At 56.1% G+C, this 21162-nt stretch carries 21 protein-coding genes; 8 read left to right on the top strand and 13 right to left on the bottom strand.

Annotated elements, in window-relative coordinates:
- Positions 1-5 precede the first annotated feature (5 nt).
- The gene (locus tag ACXJ5O_RS02095; RefSeq protein ID WP_457298429.1) at positions 6-1064 is read right to left on the bottom strand and encodes an ABC transporter substrate-binding protein; all 1059 of its coding nucleotides are present in this window, start codon (positions 1062-1064) and stop codon (positions 6-8) included.
- A 182-nt stretch (positions 1065-1246) separates the two neighbouring features.
- Entirely contained in the window at positions 1247-2131 is an 885-nt protein-coding gene (locus ACXJ5O_RS02090) for a helix-turn-helix domain-containing protein (RefSeq protein ID WP_457298428.1), read from the bottom strand.
- A 287-nt stretch (positions 2132-2418) separates the two neighbouring features.
- Here ACXJ5O_RS02090 and ACXJ5O_RS02085 point away from each other — a divergent pair, with 287 nt between their 5' ends.
- Positions 2419-3036 (top strand): Type 1 glutamine amidotransferase-like domain-containing protein, encoded by a 618-nt coding sequence (locus ACXJ5O_RS02085; RefSeq protein ID WP_457298427.1) that lies wholly within the window; start codon positions 2419-2421, stop codon positions 3034-3036.
- A gap of 85 nt (positions 3037-3121) precedes the next feature.
- On the opposite strand, the gene ACXJ5O_RS02080 is transcribed toward ACXJ5O_RS02085, so the two are convergent.
- The 6 genes from ACXJ5O_RS02080 to ACXJ5O_RS02055 all read right to left on the bottom strand — a co-directional run bounded on the left by ACXJ5O_RS02080 (position 3122) and on the right by ACXJ5O_RS02055 (position 10607).
- The gene (locus tag ACXJ5O_RS02080; protein ID WP_457298426.1) at positions 3122-3895 is read right to left on the bottom strand and encodes an amino acid ABC transporter ATP-binding protein; all 774 of its coding nucleotides are present in this window, start codon (positions 3893-3895) and stop codon (positions 3122-3124) included.
- Between the two features lies 1 nt (position 3896).
- Entirely contained in the window at positions 3897-4559 is a 663-nt protein-coding gene (locus ACXJ5O_RS02075) for an amino acid ABC transporter permease (RefSeq protein ID WP_457298425.1), read from the bottom strand.
- Positions 4559-5206 (bottom strand): amino acid ABC transporter permease, encoded by a 648-nt coding sequence (locus tag ACXJ5O_RS02070; RefSeq protein WP_457298424.1) that lies wholly within the window; start codon positions 5204-5206, stop codon positions 4559-4561. The genes ACXJ5O_RS02075 and ACXJ5O_RS02070 overlap by 1 nt, the downstream gene beginning before the upstream one ends.
- A 54-nt stretch (positions 5207-5260) precedes the next feature.
- On the bottom strand, positions 5261-6079 hold the full coding sequence (locus ACXJ5O_RS02065) for a transporter substrate-binding domain-containing protein (protein ID WP_457298423.1): 819 nt from the start codon (positions 6077-6079) through the stop codon (positions 5261-5263).
- Between the two features lie 555 nt (positions 6080-6634).
- Complete coding sequence (locus ACXJ5O_RS02060) at positions 6635-8734, bottom strand: hypothetical protein (RefSeq protein WP_457298422.1); 2100 nt, start codon at positions 8732-8734, stop codon at positions 6635-6637.
- A gap of 91 nt (positions 8735-8825) precedes the next feature.
- Positions 8826-10607, bottom strand: a complete 1782-nt coding sequence (locus ACXJ5O_RS02055) for a B12-binding domain-containing radical SAM protein (RefSeq protein WP_457298421.1) — start codon at positions 10605-10607, stop codon at positions 8826-8828.
- A 342-nt stretch (positions 10608-10949) separates the two neighbouring features.
- On the opposite strand from ACXJ5O_RS02055, the gene ACXJ5O_RS02050 reads away from it, so the two are divergent.
- Positions 10950-11363: an N-acetyltransferase family protein gene (locus tag ACXJ5O_RS02050; protein WP_457298439.1), complete on the top strand. Its 414-nt coding sequence runs from the start codon at positions 10950-10952 to the stop codon at positions 11361-11363.
- Positions 11364-11380: 17 nt separating this feature from the next.
- On the opposite strand, the gene ACXJ5O_RS02045 is transcribed toward ACXJ5O_RS02050, so the two are convergent.
- Positions 11381-12283 (bottom strand): LysR substrate-binding domain-containing protein, encoded by a 903-nt coding sequence (locus ACXJ5O_RS02045; protein ID WP_457298420.1) that lies wholly within the window; start codon positions 12281-12283, stop codon positions 11381-11383.
- Between the two features lie 176 nt (positions 12284-12459).
- Between ACXJ5O_RS02045 and argH the strand changes: the two genes are divergently transcribed.
- The 6 genes from argH to ACXJ5O_RS02015 all read left to right on the top strand — a co-directional run bounded on the left by argH (position 12460) and on the right by ACXJ5O_RS02015 (position 18864).
- Positions 12460-13920, top strand: coding sequence for an argininosuccinate lyase (gene argH, locus ACXJ5O_RS02040; protein WP_457298419.1), 1461 nt, complete (start codon positions 12460-12462; stop codon positions 13918-13920).
- A gap of 2 nt (positions 13921-13922) precedes the next feature.
- Positions 13923-14801, top strand: coding sequence for an amino acid ABC transporter permease (locus tag ACXJ5O_RS02035; protein ID WP_457298418.1), 879 nt, complete (start codon positions 13923-13925; stop codon positions 14799-14801).
- A gap of 11 nt (positions 14802-14812) precedes the next feature.
- Positions 14813-15583 (top strand): amino acid ABC transporter ATP-binding protein, encoded by a 771-nt coding sequence (locus ACXJ5O_RS02030; RefSeq protein ID WP_457298417.1) that lies wholly within the window; start codon positions 14813-14815, stop codon positions 15581-15583.
- Positions 15584-15650: 67 nt separating this feature from the next.
- A complete protein-coding gene (locus ACXJ5O_RS02025) occupies positions 15651-16481 on the top strand; it encodes an ABC transporter substrate-binding protein (RefSeq protein WP_457298416.1) in 831 nt (276 codons plus the stop codon).
- Positions 16482-16587: 106 nt separating this feature from the next.
- Positions 16588-17982: an MmgE/PrpD family protein gene (locus ACXJ5O_RS02020; protein ID WP_457298415.1), complete on the top strand. Its 1395-nt coding sequence runs from the start codon at positions 16588-16590 to the stop codon at positions 17980-17982.
- 12 nt (positions 17983-17994) lie between these two features.
- Positions 17995-18864 carry a polysaccharide deacetylase family protein gene (locus ACXJ5O_RS02015; protein ID WP_457298414.1) on the top strand — a complete coding sequence of 290 codons (870 nt, stop codon included), beginning with the start codon at positions 17995-17997 and terminating at the stop codon, positions 18862-18864.
- A 206-nt stretch (positions 18865-19070) separates the two neighbouring features.
- On the opposite strand, the gene dhaK is transcribed toward ACXJ5O_RS02015, so the two are convergent.
- The 4 genes from dhaK to ACXJ5O_RS01995 all read right to left on the bottom strand — a co-directional run.
- Positions 19071-20075 (bottom strand): dihydroxyacetone kinase subunit DhaK, encoded by a 1005-nt coding sequence (gene dhaK / locus ACXJ5O_RS02010; RefSeq protein WP_457298413.1) that lies wholly within the window; start codon positions 20073-20075, stop codon positions 19071-19073.
- An 89-nt stretch (positions 20076-20164) separates the two neighbouring features.
- Entirely contained in the window at positions 20165-20575 is a 411-nt protein-coding gene (locus tag ACXJ5O_RS02005; protein WP_457298412.1) for a hypothetical protein, read from the bottom strand.
- Positions 20576-20640: 65 nt separating this feature from the next.
- Positions 20641-20985: an HPr family phosphocarrier protein gene (locus ACXJ5O_RS02000; protein ID WP_457298411.1), complete on the bottom strand. Its 345-nt coding sequence runs from the start codon at positions 20983-20985 to the stop codon at positions 20641-20643.
- Positions 20982-21162 (bottom strand): PTS sugar transporter subunit IIA domain-containing protein (locus ACXJ5O_RS01995; protein ID WP_457298410.1); only part of this gene is annotated, 181 nt, incomplete at its 5' end. The genes ACXJ5O_RS02000 and ACXJ5O_RS01995, both read right to left, overlap by 4 nt.

Raw genomic sequence — 21162 nt, 5'->3', positions numbered from 1 at the left:
TCAGTTCATTCACCAATGCCCAATTTTTTGCATCCCTCGGCATAGCGATCGACGCAAAGCTGTTCGGCTTTCATGATGTTCTTGTCGATGATCTCCGCTTTCAGGTTCTCCGCCGTAACGACGGCGGGAATGAACAGCTGAGACGGGGTGTCGTACAAAGTGACGTCAGCCTTTGGCGTCTCGCCTGCAAGCAATTTCACTGCAGCGTTGGCTGCTGCAGCCGCGACGATTTCGCTGGGCTTGGAAATCGTGTTGTACTGGTCCCCAGAGATGATCAGCTGGAGCGCTGCAATCGTCGCGTCGTTGCCGGTTACCGGCGGAACCGGATCCACACCAGCTGCCTTCAACGCTGCGATCGCCCCACCGCCGGTTCCGTCGTTTGCCGCGACAATCCCCACGATTTTCTTTCCGAAGCGTGTGACTTGTCCGCTCGTCCATTGCTGCGCCTTTGGCGGGGCCCATTCCGGCGTGTCGTATTCAGCCAGGATTTTATAACCGCTGTTGTCCAGACCGGCATGAATACCCTTTTTGATCAGTCCCGCCGCAGCGTCGGTCGGGGAGCCGTTGATCTGCAGCACGCCGCCGCTCGCAGCAGCCACCCCCTTTGCCTTCAGATGCTCGACCAGTGAATCGGCGATCGCCTTGCCGATGCCTTCATTGTTGAACGAAACGTAGAAGTCGGCCTTTGCGTCCGGAATGGGCCGGTCGTAAGCAATGACCTTGATGCCTTGCGCTTGGGCCTGCTTGACCAGCGATGCAGCGGCCGTAGAATCGACGGGATCGAGCACAATGACCTTCGCGCCTTGCGACACGACGGAGTTAAATTGCTGCTGCTGACGCGAAGCGTCCGCGTCGGCGTTCTGGTAAACAACCTTGCAGTCAGCGCATAGTTTTTTCATTTCTGCAATGAATCCGGGAGCGTCGTGCTCCTCATATCGTGTGGATGCTTGGTCCGGCATGAGAAAGGCGACTGTAGCACCTGACTGGGCAAATGCCGATGTTCCTCCCAGAAGACCCGCGACAAGCGCTGCGGCTCCGGTCATTTTGATAGCAGTTCGCGTCATTGAATTTCTCCCTTATCGTTTGATGACTAGTGTCTTGCCTTCCCGTTTCGGTTCTAATCCCGTTTTGATTGGCCATTGGGCTATGACCTGCCTTTGCCATCCAGAAAATTGGCAAAGCAATCCCTACGGCGCGCAGCTGCGCTCCGTACTTCTGCTGATTTTTCGTCCTCCCTTTCCTCCTCCTATGCGGCCTCTACCGCTCTGACGTTCTGTGCCAACAATGTTTTGAAGCGGGAAGGGGCCATCCCCTTTTGCGCCAGGAAATGGCGATTGAAGTTGGAAATATTGTTGAAGCCAGATGCGAAACAGATGTCGGTAATGGTCATCGCGGGCTCGCTCATCAGCAGATGACACGCGAAATTAATTCGCAGCCGATTGACGTACTGGACCAGCGCCATGCCCGTGTGGCGGCGAAAACTGCGCGAGAAAGCACTGGCGCTTTGTCCCGTCAGGCCAGCGAGATCCCCCTCGCTGAAGGGTTCGGTTAAGTGGCTGTTGATGTACAAAAGAGCCTGGTTGACGCCAGCCGACATGAATCCAGACGGATCAGGCATGTATCGCGAGCTTGCCAGCGAACGCGTTCCCACGGCAGAACTCATTGCATTCAACACCCCGATAAAGAGTTCAATGCGCCGCAAGCCTTTGGCTGCTACAAGTTCCTTCAGCATTGGTCCGACTGCGCTTGCCGTACCTGCAGAAAACAGCGCTCCGCGCCGACTGAGCTCCAACATGGGCAGGCACGCCGCCAGCTCGGGAAATACGTTGGTGGCGTCCGTTATGAACGCTTCGTTGAATTGCACCACCCTGCCCCGCAAGGGTATGCAGGTGCCGGCAGGGATGTTGCTTACCCAGTTATGCGGCAAATTGGGGCCGGTGAGAACCAGGTTGCCTGGTTCGAACTCACCGATGAAGTCGCCTACGAAATATCGCCCGCTTGTCGCGACGACGTGATGTATTTCGTATTCTGGATGAAAGTGCCAGCGTACGGTGTGGAAGGGATAGCCGTGCTCCCAAGCCTTGAACGACTCACCACGACCGATCTGGACTACTTCCAAATCTGGATTCACTTGAATCTCCTCCCTGCGCCTCTCAAACTTGCGGTCCTAACCGGACGCCTCCTCCCAGAAGCATTTTCACAAGCGCGGTTGAAACCTAGCCGTCATATAGCCCGAAGGCTACTACGGTAGAGCCACATGACTGATACTTTTTTGACATTTTACTTCGAAAGAAGCGCTGTTTCGCACATGCGAACAGGAAGGCGACTGTCCGATTGCCATTACGAGACAACCACCGAAGCGCCCACGGCAATAGTGCCGATGTTGACATCTTTGGCCCAGCGATTCATCAAAGGTTTATGAAATCGCAGGAACTATTGCTCGCCTCGGAGCTCACCTCAGGATTTCCAAAAATCCGTTCGATCCTTGCGAACAGATTTGCGGGCACGAAACTTATGATCGTTCCCACTGCGGCTTACGGCGAAGGATGGAAGCCGGATTACGAGGGCCACTACCGCCCATTTGAAGAAATCGGCTTCGAGGTTATTGATTATGATCTCGTTGGCAAGTCGGCGGATAAGGTGAAGGCCGCTCTCGGGAAGGTCAGTGCCGTTTACATGAGTGGAGGTAACACTTTCTACCTCCTCGACCAAATGCGTAAAAGCGGCTTCTTTGATCACGTGCGCGAACGGATCAGGGAAGGACTGGTCTATATCGGCTCAAKCGCCGGCTCGATTGTCGTGACACCGGACATCGGTTACGCGGACGCCCTGGACGACCGATCAAAGGCGGAGCAAAACAACGATATTGGTCTCAACCTGGTGAGTTTTTCGATCCTGCCGCACATGGATCATGCCAGCTTCAGCACTTTGGTTCAGAAAACCTACAACGCGTTTGAGGGGAACGGGACGATGTGCGTCGGCCTCAACGATGATCAGGTCATCCACGTTGTGGGCGATTCATTCAGGGTGATTTGAGGCTAGCTAAACTTTCTCACAAAAACGAAATACCGCTTTGCGCCAACGCATCAGTCACAACTGGGAAGCCCTAACGCTCGTTGACTTAGAAGCTGTTGCGCTCGTGATAGGTACGCAGGAACGACTGAATACGCGCGTCCTCGGGACGATGCAGGATGCGATCGGGGCTGTCCACGCTGACCAGTTCGCCTTTTTCCATGAAGCCCACCTGATCCGCAACATGGGCAGCGAAACCCATTTCATGCGTTACAACCACCATCGTCATCCCCTCGCCAGCCAACGTCCTCATTACGCTCAGCACCTCACCCACAAGTTCCGGGTCAAGCGCGGATGTCGGCTCATCGAAAAGCATCAGCTTGGGTTCCATGGCGATTGCGCGGGCAATTGCAACGCGCTGTTGCTGACCGCCGGAAAGCCGCGATGGATGGCTTGCGCTCTTGTCTGCCAGCCCAACCTTGGCCAGCGCCTCGCTGGCACGCCGATCCGCATCGGCTTTCGATATTCGGCGCACGCGGATCAACCCCTCAGCCACATTCTCCTTGGCGGTCATGTGCGGCCAGAGGTTGAACTGCTGGAACACCATGCCGATCGATCGGCGCATCTCGCGGAGCCTGCGGCCCGACATCTTCTTGTTAGGCGCATCATAGCCGATAAGCTGACCGTCAATGCGGACTTCACCGGAATCATACTCTTCGAGGAAATTTATGCAGCGAAGAAGGGTCGACTTTCCCGAACCCGAAGGGCCAATGAGACAGGTGACCTTGCCCGGCGGTATCGATAGATCGATGTCTTTCAACGCTTGAAACTTGCCGTAGTACTTGTTGACCTTGCGCATTTCGACTGATGACGCAGCAACCATCTTACGCCCTTTCGATCAGATGTTTCGTGATGCGCGCTTCCAATCTGAGTCCGACGCGCGAGATCGTCTCGACCAGACCCCAGAAGAACAACGCCAGTACCAGGTTTGCCTCCACGTAGCGGAAGGTTTCGGYGGACATGCGCTGCACCTGATACAGCAGTTCGGGAACAGTTATAATCGACAGAATGACCGTTTCCTTGGTGAGGATAATCGAGAAGTTCACCAGCGCTGGCRGAGCAGAGACCAGGCCCAGAGGCAGTAGGATTCGTCGCACGATATCCGATTCGGACATGCCGATCGCACGGGCCGCCTCGATCTGGCCATCGGGTACGGCGCGGAAGCCCGAACGAAATATCTCCGCGAAGTAGGGACTGCCATAGATCGTCAGACCCAGCAGGCCTGCAGGCAGCGCGTCAAGGCGCAGGCCGACGAGTGGGCCGCCATAGTAAAGCACGAACAACTGGACGAGGAAGGGCGTGCCGCGGATCACTTCGATATAGACCTGGACGATCCATGTCACCCAGCGTGGCGCATAGCGTTGAATGAGCGCAATGACGAGGCCAAGCGCCATGCCGAAGACCGTGCCAAGCGCCCAGCATAGGATGGTATTGCCAAAGCCCTTCAGCAGCGAGGGGCCGTATTGCTGCAGAACGCTCCATTCCATTAGACGGCTGTCCTGTGTTCGAGATAACGTCCCAGCGCCGCCAGGCACAGATTGATCAGAAGATAGATGCAGGCCGCCGCTATATAGACTTCAAGCGGACGGAAGGTGGTGGCGGCCTGCGCCTGGCTGGCGCGAGTGATTTCGAGAATACCGACGACCGAAACCAACGAAGACGCCTTCACAAGCAAGATGAGTTCATTGATCAACGCCGGCAGCGAAAGCGTCACGGCTTGTGGGAGGACTACCCGGGTCCATACGTCGACGGGCGTCATGCCGATGGCGACCGCGGCCTCCGCCTGTCCTTTCGGTAAAGCCGCGATGGCACCGCGCCAGATTTCGGAAATATAAGCGCTGGCGCAGATGCCGACGGTCACCACGGCGGCAACCATCGCTGGCACGTCCAGGCCGATAACCGGCAAGGCATAGTAGAACACCAGCAATTGCACCAGCAGTGGCACACCGCGCAAGAAACTGACCCAAATGGCCGCAAAGCGGCACAGTGGCGGGTACGGCGACAGGCGAGCGGCGCAAATCAGCGTGCCAATCACAATACCCAACCCGATGCCCAGAACCGAGATCAGCAGTGTATATCGCGCTGCCCAGAACAACGGCCCGAAGCTTTGAAAGAATACCGCTAGGGAAAACATCCACCCTCACTATGCCCAAGCGCGCGGGCGGAGCCACCTCCGCCCGCGAGCAACTTATTTGGCCGGAACTTCGCGGGGCAGTTCGGTATAGCTGCCCAGCCACTTTTCCTGGATAGCCTTGACGCGGCCGTCGTCGGTCATCTTGAGCATCGCAGCGTTGATGGCCTTGTTGAAGCTTTCGCTGTCTGCATCCTTGCGCAGCACCCATGCGAAATATTTCGGTTCACCGAACTGGGCTGGCGAGAAGAGGGCAAAGCTCTCAGGGCGACTCTTCACGAGAGCCGTGAGGTTCGGGAGCGAGCCCGCAACTGCATCCAGACGGCCGGTGGCGAGATCGGCGTAAGCTTCGTCCGTGGTGCCGTATTCCTTGATCGTCACACCGCCGAGTTTCTTGCCAAAGGCCTCGAGCTGCTGGAACTGCGCGGTGCCCTGCTGGACGCCCACGGTCTTGCCCTTGATGTCTTCGGGTTTGGTAAGTTCGGTGTTGCTTGCGCCCTTGAGCAGCGAGACCGTCGCGTCAGCGATGGGCAAGGTAAAGGCATAGCGCTCCAGCCGCTCCGGCGTGATGGTGACCGGCGCGATCACTATGTCGAACTTCTTGACCTCAAGACCCGGCAGTTCGGCCGTCCAGGGGATATCCTGATACACCGGTTCGGCACCGATCTCCTTGGCAACTTCATCGAACAAGTCCTTGGTCATGCCCTCATAGGTGCCATTGTTCAACATGTCGAAGGGCGCGTAGTGCATATCAGTGGCAGTGACGATCTTGCCGGCCGCCTTGATGTCCGCAAGCTGGTCGGCCCCGGCGGCGCTGGCAAAACAAAGTGCGGCTAAGCCGAGAAGCGTGCCTTTGACGGTCATGTGAATGTTCATTGCAGTTGCTCCTTTTTTAAACCAACGGGATGGATACGGCCAACACGCACTGCGTCGCCGTATTATAGATCAGAGAGTACCGGACCGATGTACTTGTTTTGCGCGTAATCGGCTGCTTTCACCTTCGAGCTGGCGTCAGCGTGACGCGTCACCTTCATCGCCCGGTCACTCCACAGCGACAGGGGCACCGCCCCTGCATATTCTGCTTCGCCCACGCAAGACTGCCATGCCTGAACGCTACGAGAAGTTCTTGTTTCCGCGATTCGGCAAAGCGACCGAACTTGGGAGTCTACTCATACGTTTCAGCCAAGCGGGAAAGCAAGAAAATTGACGTCATATCCGCATCGTTAATAAGTGCGGTTCCGATGAAACGTTATACAACGTTTGGGGCACGAACCTCGAACATTGGACAGCGCGAAGCTGGCTTCACGCCACAAGCAGTCATAATTCCCACTAACGTGGAGACCCATCCGACCAAGGCAACTTCCAGGTCCGTTTCGGCCTGCACCGACCGTGGGTTCGAGGTCTTGGTCAAAAGAGATCGTGCATCATTGTCTACTGATTGCTCGTCGGAACGGGAGTTGGCGGTAGCGGGGACGGTATTTTCGGAGTTGTCGGATCGGAAGTCGCCGGCAAAGGGGCCGGTATTTTCGGCATCGCGGGACCGGGAATATCCAATATCGGGGACGGTGTATTGGGAATTGCGGGATCGGTAGTGGACAGTATCGGGGATGGTACTGGAACCGCGAGGCCGGGAACGGGTGATATTGGGGATGGTATCGTCGGGCCTGTGCCAGGTATGCCGGGCAATCCACCTAGTATCTGCGGCAAAGGCAGTCCTCTGTCCTCATAGAACTTCACAAGCTCTTTGTTGCCGCCAAACTCAAGATCGCCGATCGTCAGCGCGAAGCCGGGTTCGCCCGGGCAGTTGGTCTTGACCTGTCCTCCGGTTGCCGCGGCAGCCAGTTTCGTTTCTGCGGCAGTGCGATCGTAGCCTGCCGACTTGGAGCCAAGCAATTTGATGGTCAGATTGGCTGCTATCCAGAGTCCTCCATCATCACCTTCGACCCGTTTTGGGACGAGTGCGTACTGGGCCTCGGCCCACGCGGGTGTGAACAGCAAGTGGTCTTCCCCGCCTCTGACCTTGAGCGGTTTGCCATCCGGGCCACGGCCTCGCCTCTGAAAAGGCAAATCACTCAAGAGCACCACATCCGGAGCGGTCTGCAGGCCAACCGGAACAGTAACGTTTGCGCGGACGGACGGAACTGATACCCAAGCTTCCTCGAACTCCGCTTTTCTGTCTCTCTTGAGCGCCAGCTTGAGGTCGCGGCAACCGATGTCGGGCTTTAGCATCACGACTGTGTTGCCACCCACCTCCTCTATTTCGAAGCCCGCATCGAACCCGGACGCTATGGCTGTATTTCCGAGCAGGTCGACCGTAGTACCAACGCCTCTTCCTATCAAGGGGTCGACGTGCAGATCTACGGATGCCTTGGCGTCAACCTGCGCATTGAGCGAAACCTTCAAGCGCCTCCCTTTGGTCCAAGATATGCCGACTGCATTGACCACCATTGTTGCCGCTACCGCTCCTGGATCAGCAAGCTCGGCGAAAACCCCGCCTTCACCTAGAACATCCGCACTCCATTTTTGATCGGCAAGCCGGCCCTTGAATTGCACCGACTTGACGGTTGCAGTCCTGTTTATAGCAGGGAGCTGGTTGAATTTGTCTTGAACCAGGTGAGCCACCGTCCCGTTTATCCAAAGAGCAATATCGGCGTCGTTCAATTTGGGTATCCGGATTTTCTCCAGATCTTTTCGCATTCTGACGATGTCATCCTGAATTTCGGGCGGGGGCTCATCCATACTGGTTGCCACTGGTTTTTCGTTGAAATCAGTCAGCAGCCATATCCCGCCATCGAGGACGACAGCGTTGGCGGCGTGAATTTTTTGCGCCAGTTCGTTTGGCGGTAAGGCGATCTGAACCTTGATCCAGTTTTCATCTTTCGGATCGCGAACTGCAACTGTCTCTGTCACATCCTGCTTCAAATCGTAAGCGGAGCTGTTTTTGAACGGGAGCTTCATCGTGAACGCTTCGGTGAACTTTGGCATGAGGCCCGTTTCGATGAGGTCGCTTGCATACCCCCTCGACTTGATAATAGACCATCCCCATCCGAATTCGGGATCGAGTCTCAACAGAGAGAGCGAGAACACGGCTTGCGCTTCCCCATTTGMCTCTTCTTCTATGCCTTTGAAAACGAGGGAGGCTTGGCCATCAAACTTTACAGTCAGATCCCTTTTCTTCGAATAGGCGTSGAGGCGAAGGAATGCCCAGGCGAAACCGGGTTGAACGTCGACGGTAACATTCCGCAGATGTACGACGGTGTCCTCATCTGCCTTGAATTCGGGGTCGTAGGCAATTTGTGCGTCCTTCAGGCCATCCAGTGCGGTATTCAATCCCCGCTCTGAAATAAACAAGCCCGCTGGCCACGCTTCTGGAATGGGCTTCTGCCTCAGGAGGTCTTCGGCCTCCGACAGCGATCTCCACTCCGATAGGGTGCGGTCACGCTCGAAACTTAAATCCTGTAGTGCCAGCCACCCGACACCCATGGCTGCAAATAATGCAATTGCAATGATGACGCGTGCGCCCGTTCCCATGGCATGATCCCAACGCCAGATGATTGCAGTGTCAAATAGATGATAACATTTATTGCCGGAGACGGTAGCCCACTACTTGGATCCATGCGCGTCAGATGGCTCGACCTGGGTGTGTCAGCCGCGCAATCTTTTTCACGTGCTTCACCGCCGCGCTACCACCTGTCGTCCTGGTGAAGAGGTCAAGTTTCTCTTCATCATCAGCACCGACGGGCATCAATGCCCGATCCATGTATTTCCTTGAGCCCGGGCTTTGCGAAATCAAGAATCCCGTCGAGACCAGCCGGACAATCGCAGCGGCAAGGATGACGTGCTTGGCAAGCGTTCCACAAACAAAGCGAGGCCAAAAGATCAAGGGATTTTCCTGCGGCAATTCGGGTCGTCGTTCTGACCGGCGTTTCAAACGCAGGATACCGCTCTGCAATGGATGCACGTGCTCGAGAGGGACCATCGTCGCGAACGCGACGAGCACCTTGACAAGACTGCCGACTGGAACGCCAGTTGCAATCGCGCGACGCAGCAGGGTCCTCATGTGTTTCGGTGTGTAGTAGAGCGACCACGCCTCCCGATAAATGGCCTCCCATTCAGGCTTGGTCATCTTGGCGTGGGCGGTGCAGACATGCTCTACATCGTAAATGTTGAGATCGGCGTCCATCTCGACGCCACTCTTCCACAGGGCCTGATGATCCTCCGATCCGGGCAGTGGTGTAAGGCAGAAGAACTCAATGACATCGATCGGGAGCTCTTCTTGAATGATCGCAATATCACGTCTGATCGTTTCGGGCGTGTCCGCTGGAAAGCCGAGGATGTAGCCAGCCAGCGTCATGATGCCCTGCTCCTTCCACGCCAGCAGCATCTTGCGGTATTCGGTGATCTTGTTCTGGGCCTTCTTTGCCGCGATGAGATTGTCTGGGTTGACGTTCTCCAGCCCGATGAAAACGCGGGTGACACCAGCGCGCTTCGCCTTCTCTATGAAGTTTTCAATCCTGTGGCAGAGCGTATCGACCTGGATCATCRAACCAAGCGGGATCGCTTCCTTCTCTTTCAAAGCTATCAGCCGATCGAAGATCGCTTCCCACTCTTTGTTTCGCGCAAAATTATCATCGGTAATGAAGAACTTGTGGATGCCATGCGCCCAGTTCAGGCGCACCAGTTTTTCGACATCATCAGCCGAGCGGAAGCGCGATTTGCGTCCCTGCACATTAATGATTGTACAGAATGAACATTGATAGGGACAACCACGTCCAGCATCGAAGCTCGCACTGAGGCCGAGCGTGTGCTCAATGTAACGTTTAGGCAGGAACGGTACGGGGGCACCGTCGATGCTCGGCAAGTCATTCATGAAGTTATAAAGCGATTTGAGTTGGCCCGACGCAGCATCGCGCAGCACGGTCTCCAGCCGGCCCTCGGCCTCGCCGGCAAACATGGCAATGCCCATTTTGCGACATGCGTCGAGCCCGACAGCGCTTCCATCAAGCATGGCCAAGCAACCCGACACGTGAAAGCCTCCCATGGCGACGGGCAGCGATGCATTGCGGAACGGGCGGGCAATGTCGAGCGCACGCGGATATTGATTGGACTGGACACCAATCAGAGCGACCATTCCAAAATTGTCGTTTCGCCGAAACTGATCCAAGAGCACCGGAATATTGACGCGTGTGTTGGTCTCGTCGATGACCGTGATGTCGATGGCAATATCCGCACCGAGTACCTCACGATCTGCACAGTCAAGGGCAATGCCGTATAGAGCAGCGAGCGAATTCGAGGGAATCATGGCGCGCCACCAACGGATCACATATCCGTTGTCGTCATAATGCGACGGTTTGATTAGAATCAGCTGGAAGCGTCGATTTCTAGCCTCTGAACCATGTGACAAATCAGTCTTTCGGGGTTGGCGGAAGTTCCGCAGGCACCCCTGCACATCACAACAGTTGGTGCTGATAACGCATAAGCAATTTCACCCTATCGTACTTTCCAACAAATGTCTTGTAGAAGACAATCCTTTGCTCATTTCTAATGGCTGGCCGATAGTTGCCGTTATTGGATGTCTTACCAAATGCAATAATGACGGAGACTGGATTTACCTGGAGAAAGATGGTTACAAAAATGGAAGACGTTATCTTATCCGATCCAAATACCGTGGGAGCATCAAAAATTGGTTACGCTTCGGTTGCTTGAAGGCTCGGACTGTGATGATCTTTCGTTGCTTTTTGAGGAAATGCAGACGCACTACACCGTTTTTTGCCCCCCGCGCGAGACCATAGTGGCAAATCTGCGCAATTTGCCGGCGGGCACGGAAGTTCTGGTGGCGGCGAACGTTGACCGCATTGTCGCCTTTGCTGCATTCTCCACGGTGTTTCCTGGCCCAGGGCTCAAGCCCGGGTTTTTCCTCAAGGAACTATTCGTCTCAAAAAGTCAGCGCGGGGTCGGTATCGGAAAGCAGTTGTTGCAAGCGCTGGGTGCGCTTTGCCTCGAGCGCGGCCTCGGCCGGGTCGACTGGACCGCCGACCGTACCAATGCAACCCTGCTCAATTTTTATGACAATCTCGGAGCAACGCGAAAGGAGGACAAGCTTTTCTATCGGCTGGATGGTCATGCGCTGAAGGAATTGGCTTCTGAAAGCGGTAAGTGACGCATTATTGCACGCGCTTAGAGTGCCATGGCTTCGGTCTCCCTAATAAGCCAGCCTTTGAACCTTTCCATTGAATAGCTATCGGGAACGTCCTGTGGCGTCGCGAACCAGTATCCCCAATCACCTTTATAAGAGTAGCCGTTCGGGTTCACCAGTCTCTTCGATTGAAGATCATCCAGTATGAGTCTGCGCGGGATCAGCGCCATCCCCTGCCCAGCAAGCGCTGCGCGTATGACCATTGTATAGTAGCCAAACCGGATCGTGTGCCGTGGTACGAGATCCGGGCAGCCATTCGCAACGGCGAAATCCTGCCAGTGCAGCATTGTCTGTGGGTGCTCAAGCATTACCCCGCTTGCCAGATGCTCGATACTTTCCGGCATACCGATCTTGTCCCAGTACGATACCGCACTGACGATCACCACGTCGCGTCCAAACAAGTATACCGTGTCCTCCCCGGCAAGCGGGCCGCGGACAAACCGAAATATGCCGTCTGGCTCTTCCGACTGCGTCGATGAAACGAAAGTCGTGAACTGCACGTCTATTTCAGGGTGCTTTTCTGCGAAATCGACAAAACGCGGCAACAGCCAGCGGTCGCCGAAAATCGGAGGAACCTGCAGTCGCAAAATGCGCGGGTCTGGTCTCAGTCTTGCAACCTGAAGCGACGCGTCTTCCATCGCCTTCAGAGCAGTCCTGGCATGCTCGATATAAATAAGACCTGCCTTCGTCGGGAGCATCCCGCGCGCCGTGCGCGCAAAGGCGGGGCCTCCTATCAGCGCTTCCAAAGCGATCAACTGCTTGCTGACCGCGCTTTGCGAAAGCGACGTGCTCTCGGCAGCAGCACTCGTGGAACCACGCTCCGCGATGGCCAAAAGAACTTGAAGCGCCGTTGTGGAAGGCAGTCTGGGCCGACCTGTTATCATTGAAATAGCTCGTTCCCTGGCACGTTTTGGCAGGCGCCTTGATGCGAATGTAGCAAACCTTGGTAACAAAATCACCTAGTCGTTTTTGTCATAACGGAAGGAAATAACTTCGCTTGCCGGAAAAAATGGCATGTGAAAACCTGCCCAAGAATTAAACACGAATTGCGGAGGCTGCCATGAGAGAACCGACAAAACTATGGGGCGGACGCTTTAAGGCTGGACCATCCGAAGCGCTACTGGCGTTATCTCGTGCTCCGCAATCCTACTTTCGGCTTTATGCGGAAGACATTGCGGGTTCCCGGGCCCATGCCTCCGAGTTGCAGCGCGCAGGCGTTCTCGATGAAACAGAATTCTCGGCTATTCGCCAAGCGCTCGATGCGGTCGAGCGGGATGTTGCCAACGGGGATGAAGTACCGACCGACGGCGATGAGGATGTGCATACCTTTCTCGAGCGATTGCTGATTTCCCGTCTGGGCACGCTTGGCGGCAAGCTACGTGCCGGCCGTTCGCGCAATGATCAGACATCAAACAACACACGTCTTTATCTGCGCCGCATGGTCCGCGAGATTACCGCGGGAGTCATTGCGGTGGAAGAAGCCATCGTGGATCAGGCCTCCCGGCATATTAACACGGTAATGCCGGGCTTTACGCACCTTCAACCTGCACAGCCCATCATTCTTGGTCATCACCTGATGGCGCATGCCCAGGCCTTGCTGCGTGATATCGAGCGCTTTCGCGACTGGGACCGCCGTTTTGACCGGTCCCCGCTCGGCGCGGCAGCTCTCGCCGGCTCTGCCATTGCCCGCCGACCAGATCTGTCGGCAACAGAACTTGGTTATTCCGGTGCTTGCGAAAACTCCATCGATGCAGTCGCGAGCCGCGATCATGTTGCGGAATTCCTCTTCATCTGCGCCTTGATCGCCGTCAATCTCTCCCGACTTGCCGAGGAAATCTGCATCTGGAGTTCCAAGCAATTTAGCTGGGTCGCGCTGCACGATTCCTATTCCACCGGCTCGTCGATCATGCCGCAAAAAAAGAATCCGGATATTGCAGAATTGACACGTGGCATGTCTGGCAGTGTGATTGGCAATATCACCGGCTTTCTTGCGACCATGAAGGGATTGCCGCTCGCCTATAACCGCGATTTGGCTGAAGACAAGCGGGCCATGTTTGAAAGCATCGATATTCTCGAGGTCGTCCTGCCAGCTTTCGCTGGAATGGTGGCGACACTTGATTTTGACGTGGCCCGGCTGCGCGACGAAGCGCCACGTGGTTTCACCCTTGCGACGGAAGTTGCCGATTGGCTTGTCGGCCAGAATATTCCTTTCGCCGAAGCCCATGAAATCACTGGAGCTGTCGTTCAGTATTGCGAAGACCGCGGTCATGATCTGTCAAGTCTAATGGCAAGCGACTTGAGTGCGATCGATGCTCGGTTGCAACCCGACATGCTGCTGGCAGTCGAGCTTGATCGGGCTGTGGCAAGTCGCACCGGTTACGGTGCTACCGCGCCGGTCCGGGTTCTTGAGCAGATCGAGCGATTTCGCGCAGCGCTCGCAGATGATCGCGCTTTTGCAACGAAGTCCCTAACCGGTGAGGAGGGCGGCGCGGCCCGCTCCCGCCGAGCCAACGAGGTCTAGGTATGACGACGGCAATCACACAAGTTTCATCCCCCGACGATCGACAGCGGTATGCGATCGCGCATCTGAAGATCGTCCCCAAGCGGCATGTCGGACGGATGATTGCGGCGGCGGTCGTGCTTGTCTTGCTGGCGGCACTGGTCCGTGCGTTTTCCGTGGGGCAGATCGAGTGGAGCTACGTCTCCCAGTTTCTGTTTGCGCCTGCAATATTGGCGGGTCTTTACAATACGCTTGTCATGACAGTTGTCGCTATGGCGGTTGGCATCGTCCTAGGTGTGGTCATTGCGATTATGCGGATTTCCGGCAATCCCGTCCTGTCATCCATCGCCGTCGGATATGTCTGGGTTTTCCGCGGCGCGCCGGCCTTGTTGCAGCTCATGCTGTGGTTCAACCTTGCGCTCATTTTCCCCACTATGGGCATACCCGGTCTCTTCGAATTCAGGACCGTCGACATCATGACGCCGTTCGTGGCTGCCGTGCTCGGTCTCGGCATCTCACAGGGGGCTTATACATCCGAAGTGGTGCGAAGCGGCCTCCTGTCTGTCGATAGCGGTCAATACGAGGCGGCCCGCACAATTGGAATGACACAGATGAAGATGCTGCGCCGCATCGTCCTTCCCCAAGCCATGCGTGTCATGGTGCCTCCGATCGGTAACGAAGTGATCGGCATGGTGAAACTCACCTCGCTCGCCAGCGTCATTCAGTACTCTGAAATCCTGCACAACGCCCAGATCATCTACTTCGCGAACACGCGTGTGCTTGAACTGCTGCTGGTGGCGAGCTTCTGGTATCTGTTCGTCGTGTCGGTCCTGTCTGTCGGCCAGCACTATATCGAACGCTATTTCGGACGCGGTTCCAAATCGATCCGGTCAGCGATGTGAGGGAGCCAGTCATGCGCAAGAACATTCTCGTCAAGGCAATCGACGTAACCAAGAACTATGGCCAGTTTTGTGCGCTCGACAAGGTCAGTCTTGAGGTTACCCGCGGAGAGGTATGCTGCATCATCGGCCCGTCCGGTTCCGGCAAGAGCACCTTCCTGCGTTGCATCAATCTTCTGGAGCGGATGGATGGCGGCGGTATCTGGGTCAACGACGAACTGGTCGGGTATCGCCGCGAGGGCAACAACCTCCACCAGATCAGCGATGCACAAATTTCGTACCAGCGTCGACGCATCGGTATGGTGTTTCAGCGGTTCAATCTTTTCCCCCATATGACGGCTCTCGAAAACGTCATCGAAGGTCCGGTGCATGTTCTGGGCGAGCCGGTCAATGAAGCCCAGGAACGGGGCAAATCCCTGCTGGAGCGGGTCGGATTGGCAGACAAGGCCAACCATTACCCTTCGGAGCTCTCCGGAGGTCAGCAGCAGCGCGTCGCGATTGCGCGAGCCATGGKAATGCGCCCGGATCTTATCCTGTTTGACGAACCGACATCAGCACTCGATCCGGAATTGGTCTCGGAAGTACTCGACGTGATGAAGGATCTCGCGGCTTCCGGCATGACGATGATTGTCGTGACGCATGAGCTGGGGTTTGCACGCAATGTAGCCAATACGGTCGCCTTCATGGAGGCCGCGAAGATCGTCGAAACTGGATTGGCATCGGAAGTTCTCAGCGATCCGAAAAGTGCCAGGACGGCAGAGTTCATCAAGGCCGTTCATAGCTGACATACGGGACGGCTCGTCGGCAAGCGTCGGAGCCACTCGCAACCATGTGGCAAACAAGGGGAACTTTATGAAGAAGCAACTTGCACTACTCACGCTCGCCTGCGTTGCAGCGACCGCTGCCAGCGCTCAGGATTTGCCCGAAAGGATAAAGACGGCCGGCAAGATCATTGTCGCCAATCAACCGAATTATCCGCCCATGGAATACAAGGATCCCGCTACCAACACGTTGATAGGCGTAGACATTGATCTGGGCCTTGCCCTCGCCAAGCAGCTCGGAACGACGGTCGAATGGGCCGACATCGGTTTCGAGCAGATGATCTCGTCCCTCAATACTGGCCGGGTCGATCTGATCCATAGCGGCATGAGCGATCTGCCGAAGCGTCGCGACACGCTCGATTTCGTCGACTATATGAAATCAGGTGCCCAGTTTTACACCTCGTTCGCCCGCAAGGACGAATTCAAGACGCTTACCGATTTCTGCGGCAAGACAATCGGCATGAGTCGCCGCACGTCCTTCCCCGACGAAACCGCCAAGTGGAGCGCCGCCAATTGCGAGGCCGCCGGCAAGCCCGCGATCGTCGTCGTGGGAACCGAAGGTTCGGCAGATGCCCGCGCCCAGCTCAAGCAAGGCCGCCTCGACGCTGCAGTCCAGGGTTCCGAAACGCTTCCCTACCTACTCACGCTGGAAAGGGATACGTACGCCGTTGTGGGCGAACCCTTCACCGCAGTCTATCAGGGTATTGCTTTTGCTAAGAAGGACACGGAATTGCGCGACGCTTACGCCTCGGCACTAAGAGCGCTGATGGCATCAGGAGAATACAAGACAATCTTCGCTAAGTACGGCCTTGAGGGCACGTTGTTGGACGGTATCTATATCAACGGCGAAGCTGCAAAGTAACATTTCGGCATTGGTGTTTCGGCAGCGTTGCCGCCGGGACACCATCTCGCTCAAATGTATCCTGTATAAGTCGAACGTCAGCGTAAAATTTGAGAAGATTCCTTCCATGAATATCGCCACCCCCCACGGAACTCCTATCGAATGCCTTGCGGCTCTTGTGGCAGATCTTCGTTTCGAAAACATTCCAGCGGACGTCGTCGCCAAGACGAAAATCCACATCGCGGATACGCTTGGTGCCGCCCTTGCCGGTGCGCGCTCAACGGAGTTCGGCCTGGCACGCAAGATTGCCGACGGGAATGGCAAGACGCGTCTGTGGGGCACGCAAGCCTTCGCATCTGCTCGCGACGCGGCACTAATCAATGGCATTGCCGCCCATGCGTTCGAGCTCGATGATGCCGGTGGGTGTGACCATTCCGGAGCCGTGGTCATGCCCGCGGTTCTGGCCTCCGTGTCTGCGTCGGAACATGCGATCAGCGGGAAGCGCCTGATCGCGAGCGTTGTGGCGGGATACGATGTCGGACGGCGAGTTCTTGAAGCCGCTGGGGGCTATGATAGTCACAACAGTCTCGGTTGGCATTCAACAGGCACCTGCGGAACGATGGCGGCAGCAGCGGCCGTGGCCAATCTGCAGGGTTTGTCGCAGCAGGGCTGCCTTGATGCAATCACGCTGGCGACAAGTTTTTCATCCGGATTGTGGGGATTTATTCATGACGGATCGCAGGCCAAAAAAATTCACGCTGGGCGTGCGGCCGAGGGGGGATTGTTGGCTGCTACGCTTGCTGGTGAGGGATTTACCGGACCCTCGAAAGTGTTCGAGGATTTGTGGGGTGGCTTCTTCCGTACTTTCAACAGGTCGTCGGGCGAACCGGAAAAACTATCGGAGGCGCTTGGGGAGAGCTGGAAAATCAATCGCGCCGTTCTGAAACCCTATGCCTCCTGCCGCGGCGCCCATTCGGCGGTCGATGCGCTAGAAGATATTCTCCAAGAAACTCAACAAAAACCGGAGAATATCGTGTCTATGCATTTGCAACTCAGCGAAATGCTGATGGGCATGTGTGGTCACAAAATCAGTAAGTCCATGGCCGGCACGCAGATGAGCCTGCCCTATGCGCTTGCGGCACGCTGCGTTTTCGGCACTGCCGGCCTCGTTGCCTATTCCTCCCAGTGTAGGTCGGATTCTCGCGTCGGCGCAATCATGCAGCGGATGGACCTCGAAATCGACGTAGCCATGCGGCCGCTGGACGAGCCGGTCCTGACACTTTTGTTTTCCGACGGAACTCGCGCCTCGCGCATGGTCCCGCGCGCGACCGGATCCTCCGAACGACCGATGCAACGGGAAGCAATCGACAACAAATTCCGGCATCTTGCCGGCATGACCCTTGATGACGATCGGGTGTCCAATCTCTTGAACGTGCTTGATACACTCGAATATGTCGAAGATTGTCGCCAGTTCGAGACACTGCTTGCAGGTGACACAGATAATCGGCCGACCTTCCGCTGAAGGAGTTCCAGCATGACCTACGATCTTTCTCCACGGCCGCTCAATCCAGCGCCCAAGACACCGCCGATGACATGGCCGAACGGTGCGAAAAGCGCCCTTTTTATCGGCTTTGACGTCGATGCAGAAACTGCTTGGATCGGTAACAATCCGTCGAACGTCGACCGTATGGTCACGACTTCGCATGGCGGCTACGACGCCCGTGTCGGGATTGCTAAAATACTGCAACTCATGGAGGAACTGGCACTTGAGGCCACATTCTTCGTTCCAGGCTGGACGGCGCTGGCGCATAGGACCGCGTGCGAGCTCATCGTGAAGGCGGGTCACGAGATTGGCCATCATGGTTATCTGCACAAAATGCCGGACCGCGAAAAACTAGATGAAACGTTCGAGGAGATAGACCGCGGATTCGAGGCACTGGAGAAAGCGCTGGGCGTGAGGCCAATTGGCTACCGCGCACCGTCAGGTGAAAATTTCCCCGAGCTTCTTGCCTATCTGGCGAAGGCCGGCATTCGCTATTCAAGTTCGTTCCGCGACGACATACTGCCCTATCGCCACCAACTCGCGGACGGCAAGCCAGGCATCGTTGAAATCCCTGTCAATTTCGCCTTCGACGACTGGAATTTCGGAATGTCGAGCCGGACCAGCCCACGCGCACTTTTCGGGCGTGAAGCGATTCTTCCGCTATGGATCGACGAATTTGAAGCAACGCATGCTTGGGGCGGCGTAACCACACTTGTCCTGCATCCGCAAGTCTCAGGACGGCCAATGCGTTGGTATATTCTCAGGGATTTTCTGCGCCATGTTCAAGCGAAAGGCGACGTCTGGATCGCGACTGGCGCCGAAATCGCCGGTCATTTCGAGCAAAGTAATCCGGGTACTTGAAAGTGACGATAGAAAGAGAAGGCGCAGTGGCACATACGACGAGACGTTGAAACATTTACAGGAAAAATCCGATGACGATATCGTCATGTGCGGCCATCTCGTCTACTTCGGACAGCGTCGTATCGCGGCTGGCCGAAATGGATACCCGGACACCTTTCGCTTAGTGCAGGAGCTAGCTGTCAGAGGTCGCAAAGCCGGTGCAATATTCAGACTTCCCGAGAGCTCCACTGCAGCGCAGCTGTCGAAACGGGAGCGTCCCAAAAATGCAGCCCCTCCTCGTCAAGCAACGACAAAGTGACAGAAAGACCTGCCATATCGAGCGAGGTCACGTAGGTTCCTACCAATGATCTCGCGACACTGATGCCTTTAGCTTCGAACAGGCGACGGACAATGTTGTAAATAAGGTAAAGTTCTGGCGTCGGAGTACCCCCGAAGCCGTTTACCAGGACCAGAGCGCGGTCCGCGTTTTGCAGCTCTATATCCACGAGGATAGTATTGCAGATCATGCTGGCGATAGTGTCGGCATCGGTCAGTTTCTGCCGGGAAAGCCCGGGTTCGCCATGTATCCCGACCCCGATCTCCATCTCGTCCGGGTTCAGCACAAAGGTGGAACGTGCCGTATCGGGAACGGTGACACCGCCGAGAGCCACGCCCATTGTACGTATCCGCGTGTTCAACCGGTCACCAAGCGCCTTCAATCCGGCCAGATCCATTCTAGCCTCGGCGGCCGCTCCAAGAATCTTCTCGACGACGAGTGTACCGGCAACCCCCCTCCTGCCGGAGCTTCGCGGCGGGCCTGGCACCGCAATGTCGTCGCTTACCACAACCGTCTCGATCCGGTGCCGCCCCGTCACTGCCTCCGCAGCCATTTCGAAATTCATCAAATCCCCGTCATAGTTCTTGACGATCAGCAGGCATCCCGCTCCGCTGTCTGTTTCTTCGATGGCAGCGATAATCTGGTCGGGCGTGGGAGAGGTAAAGATATGTCCGGTGCAGGCGGCATCCAGCATGCCCAGGCCCACAAAGCCGACATGCATTGGCTCATGACCCGCTCCCCCACCCGATACGATCGCAACTTTTCCTGGCGCAAGATGGCGCCGCCTGACGAACTTCCGGTCGGAACCGAACATGACCAGACGGTCGTGGGCCGAGACGAAGCCTTCAAGGCTTTCGGCAACCATAGACGCGGCCTTGTTCATGAACTTTTTCATCGTGCCCCTCCACTGGCATCGACTTATTCAAGCACGGCTCTTGACCTCCACCAAGCCATCTTGAGAATAACGAGCTAGGATCAGACCTTTCAATCTGCATTTCCCAAAAGTGTTGCGATCTTCTGGACAAAGTCTGTGATTGCTTCATCCACCAATCGATTTTTCTTATCGTCTCCAAGATCCGGAACCATCAGGGACAGCGATCTCAAACCTTCAGTACTGCCAAAGTCCGGCAATTTTCCCGGATGCGCGGCATGATAGGCCGTCACAAACTGTTCCTGTTCAGTCGGGCTAAAGTGACAAACCCTGAAAATTGTCGCCAGATGCCGCGCCGGCAATGGCGTGGAATAGGCCGGACTTGTAATCTGGGTGACGAAACTCCGGTGTTTACCGAGAGCCGCGGCCAGACGCTGACGGGTTCCTGACGGGCGATTGTCGATAATCTGGGCCAAAATGGTCTTGTAGGCCACAATGGGATCTTCCATGACTTCCCGCGTCATATTAATTCCCCGCCGTCGGCGAGCAGTTAGCGTCGTTGAACTCGAGCCCTGGATGGCCTTGCAATCTAAACATTTCGGCCATCGACTTTTCCCTCGTCGAAATTGTGTTCGACCAGTTCCTTCAACGCCGCAATCGCTTCTGCCGCACCAATTCCGTCGGCGCGAATTTTCAGAACGGAACCCTTCCGGATTTTGGCTCCCATAACCTTTACGATGCTTTTGCCATTCAGCCAGATGCTGTTTCCGTTCACCTCTATCTCGATCGTGCAGGGAAAGGATTTGGCTAGACGGGTGAAAATCACCGAAGGTCGGGCATGCAACCCGGTTCCGTGCACGACTTCGATTTCTGTCTGCCGCTGCACCGTCACGCGATCCGTCTCCTGTATTCTCGCATCCTGCTTGTCGCTCATGAGGGGGAAAGTTCCTCGGCTGTGGCGACTACTTTTGCAAGCGACGCCCCGCCGGACGCTTCCGCCGCGGCAATGACTGCACCCTCGACCAAGGGTGAATTGCAGATGGCGACCATCCCGGAACGTGGTTCGCCCAGCATTTCGATTGCCATTTCGCTGTTGGTCTCCGCGCCACCG

The sequence above is a fragment of the Phyllobacterium sp. P5_D12 genome, from assembly GCF_054049495.1.
This window is presented reverse-complemented; position numbering and strand designations above follow the sequence as displayed.